Annotated in this window: 2 protein-coding genes and 2 pseudogenes; 3 read left to right on the top strand and 1 reads right to left on the bottom strand. The window is 37.9% G+C overall.

Features of this window, described 5'->3' with window-relative positions:
* The coding region (locus tag BGE37_RS24660; RefSeq protein WP_123057354.1) for an RHS repeat-associated core domain-containing protein at nt 1–672 on the top strand (672 nt) is incomplete at its 5' end.
* Nucleotide 673: 1 nt separating this feature from the next.
* Nucleotides 674–997 (top strand): RHS element protein dsORF-f3, encoded by a 324-nt coding sequence (locus BGE37_RS25485; RefSeq protein ID WP_001521836.1) that lies wholly within the window; start codon nt 674–676, stop codon nt 995–997.
* Nucleotides 998–1,080: 83 nt separating this feature from the next.
* On the opposite strand, the pseudogene BGE37_RS24655 reads toward BGE37_RS25485, so the two are convergent.
* Nucleotides 1,081–1,278, bottom strand: a pseudogene (locus tag BGE37_RS24655) (IS1 family transposase); the annotation flags it as partial.
* Nucleotides 1,279–1,431: 153 nt separating this feature from the next.
* Here BGE37_RS24655 and BGE37_RS24650 point away from each other — a divergent pair.
* Nucleotides 1,432–2,298: pseudogene (locus BGE37_RS24650) on the top strand (ISAs1 family transposase); the annotation flags it as partial.

The raw sequence follows: 2,298 nt of genomic DNA, 5'->3' as shown, positions 1-2,298 counted from the left end.
GAGTGGGGCAACCTGCTGAATGAAGAGAACCCGCACCAGCTGCAGCAGCTCATCCGCCTGCCGGGTCAGCAGTATGATGAGGAGTCCGGCCTGTATTACAACCGCCACCGCTATTATGACCCGCTGCAGGGGCGGTATATCACTCAGGATCCGATTGGGCTGAAGGGGGGATGGAACCTGTATACATATCCGCTGAGCCCGGTGAATGGCATGGATCCATTAGGATTATATGAATTTAAATCAAAAAATATAGATGATATTGGAATATTTGCATTGGCAATGTGTAATGGAGAATCAATTAACGAGAATAAAGAATATGGTGGACTAATATGTAAGAAGCAAGGTGAATATTTCCCCATGAATCCGATAAGTTCAAATGATAATGATAGTGTAGACTTGCGAAATATAAAATGCCCTGAAGGTTCAGAGAGAGTAGGCGATTATCACACTCACGGTTTTTACTCTGACGATAAAGGAAATAAAGTAACAAAAGAAAATGATGTTTATGATAGTCTAAATTTTTCAAGCAAAGATTTAACGAATTCTTATATGAATGGAATGGGAAAAAAAGAATACAGTAGTTACTTGGGAACACCAAATAACACCTATCTAAAATATAATCCCAAAGCTAAAGGGAATGGAGTTACAATTATCAGGCAAGGGAGTAATTAAAATGAAGGTAATACAATGTTGTTATTTCCTTGCTTTAGTCTCCAGTCATTTAATGGCTGGAGTTATGAGTGATGACAATATATTTTTAAGTAATTCGGATTTAGCTGCTTTATATTGTGTGGCTAAAATATTTCCAGATGGAGAAAATATTTTAATATATAAAGTAAATATAATTAATGCTAGTTCAAAAAAAGATGTATTTTTTTATGAAAGCCCAACATCAACCCACAATGACATAATGGGGGGCGGGGGAATGTCATATGCCTATGAATATGATGTAAAATATAATATATGTCATTTGAGAAAAAAAAGCAGAATGAGGTAAAAATCTTTGGCTATGTATTCAGTCTGGTAATCATCCAAGGAAAGCTCATCAGAAGGGTGATGACTCCAATTAGTAGAACATATATTTTCGATAAAAGCACCGATGACTTTTTCATGAAGTTCTACAGAACGCGAGAAACAGATGGTTCTGCGGGCCAGACGTTTGATTCGGGTTCTCAGGGTCAGATTGTTACGCTCAATATGCTGAGTAAAAATCTTACCAGTCAGATGCTTCTCCTTTGGTAACTCTCTAGCGTAACTACCCCATTCGTCAGTGGTCAACATGCCGACAGGGAAAGATCACTTAACGCTGCTTTTTTGTACTAAACAATTCGCATTTTATGTTTAAAAATTGAGATATTCCTCATTGCCTGAAGCTGTTTTTTTATTGCTTATACATGATCAAATACTCCTTACATAATTAAGGAGAAAAGAATGGAACTTAAAAAATTGATGGAACATATTTCTGTTATTCCCGATTGCAGACAATCCTGCAAAAGTGAAACATAAATTGTCGGATATTCTACTGTTGACTATTTGTGCCGTTATTTCTGGTGCAGAAGGCTGGGAACATATAGAGGATTTTGGGGAAGCACATCGCGATTTTTTAAAACAATATGGTGATTTTGAAAATGGTATTCCTGTTCACGATACCATCGCCAGAGTTGTATCCTGTATCAGTCCTTCAAAATTTCACGAGTGCTTTATTAACTGGATGCGAGATTGCCATACTTCAGATGATAAAGACGTCATCGCAATTGATGGAAAAACACTCCGGCATTCTTATGACAAGAGTCGCCGCAGGGGAGCGATTCATGTCATTAGTGCGTTCTCAACAATGCACAGTCTGGTCATCGGACAGATCAAGACGGATGAGAAATCCAATGAGATTACTGCTATCCCTGAACTTCTTAACATGCTGGATATAAAGGAAAAATTATCACAACTGATGCGATGGGTTGCCAGAAAGATATTGCAGAGAAGATACAAAAACAGGGAGGTGATTATTTATTCTCTGTAAAAGGAAATCAGGGGCGGCTAAATAAAGCCTTCGAGGAAAAATTTCCGCTGAAAGAATTAAATAATCCAGAGCATGACAGTTACGCAATGAGTGAAAAGAGTCACGGCAGAGAAGAAATCCGTCTTCATATTGTTTGCGATGTCCGTGATGAACTTATTGATTTCACGTTTGAATGGAAAGGACTGAAGAAATTATGCGTGGCATTCTCCTTTCGGTCAATAATAGCAGAACAAAAGAAAGAGCCAGAAATGACGGTCAGATATTATATCAGTTCTGCTGAT

Origin of the sequence: Escherichia sp. MOD1-EC6300 (assembly GCF_002965045.1) — a bacterium.
Classification (GTDB): Bacteria; Pseudomonadota; Gammaproteobacteria; order Enterobacterales; family Enterobacteriaceae; genus Escherichia; species Escherichia coli_F.
This window is presented reverse-complemented; position numbering and strand designations above follow the sequence as displayed.